Here is a 1,021-nt window from a genome sequence, read left to right as displayed (position 1 = left end):
AGACGCCGATCGTGGGCTGGCTGCGTGAGCTGGGTGGCCCGGTGGACGGGTTCCACCAGGCGATGCTGCTCCAGGCCCCGGCCGATGCCACGTTCGAGGGGCTTCAGGCCGCGGTCCAGGCGCTGCTGGACCACCACGACATGCTGCGTGCGCGGTTGGTGCGCGGTGAGGGCGTCTGGAGCCTGGAGGTGCCCGCGCCGGGTGCGGTCCGGGCCTCGGACGTGCTGCGGGTGGCGGCCGGTGAGGATGTCGCCGGGGAGGCGCGGGCCGCTCGGGAGCGGCTGGCGCCGGACGCGGGTGTGATGGTGCAGGTGGTGTGGTTCGAGCAGGCGAGGCGTCTGCTGGTGATGGCGCACCACCTGGTCGTGGACGGTGTGTCGTGGCGGGTGCTGCTGCCGGACCTGGCCCAGGCGTACGCGGGTGGTGAGCTGGAGCCCGTGGGCACCTCGTTCCGCCGGTGGGCGGAGCAGCTCACCGCACTGGACCGCTCCGCCGAACTCCCGCTGTGGACGCAGCAGTTGACGGGCGACGATCCCCGGCTGGGGGTCCGTGCCCTGGACCCGGCCGTGGACACCGCCGACACCGTCCGGCACCTGTCGCTCACCCTGCCCTCGCAGGTGACGGGTGCGCTGCTGACGGAGGTGGCGGCGAAGTACCGGGCGACGGTCAACGACGTCCTGCTGACCGGTTTCGCGCTGGCGGTTTCGCGCTGGCGGGAGGGCGCCGGCACCGAGGTGCTGGTGGACCTGGAGGGTCACGGCCGGGAGGCCGTGGTCGAGGGTGCGGACGTGTCGCGGACGGTGGGCTGGTTCACCAGCATGTTCCCCGTCCGGCTGGACGCCGGCACCGGCTCGGACCTGGGCCGGTCGCTGAAGGCGGTCAAGGAGCAGCTGCACGCCCTGCCCGACAACGGCATCGGCTACGGCCTGCTGCGCCACACCGGCACGCACCCCGAGGCCGCGGCCGCCCTGGCCGCACTGCCCGCCCCGCAGATCGGCTTCAACTACCTCGGCCGTTTCGA

At 73.6% G+C, this 1,021-nt stretch carries 1 protein-coding gene; it reads left to right on the top strand.

All coding sequences use genetic code 11. The features are described from left to right. Positions 1 to 1,021: condensation domain-containing protein (locus EF918_RS36070; RefSeq protein WP_260611024.1), on the top strand; the 1,021-nt coding region annotated here is incomplete at both ends.

Origin of the sequence: Streptomyces sp. WAC06614 (assembly GCF_003949795.1) — a bacterium.
In the GTDB taxonomy this organism is placed as follows: domain Bacteria; phylum Actinomycetota; class Actinomycetes; order Streptomycetales; family Streptomycetaceae; genus Streptomyces.
The sequence above is the reverse complement of the archived record's forward strand: the minus strand, read 5'-3'. Positions and strand labels throughout refer to the sequence as shown.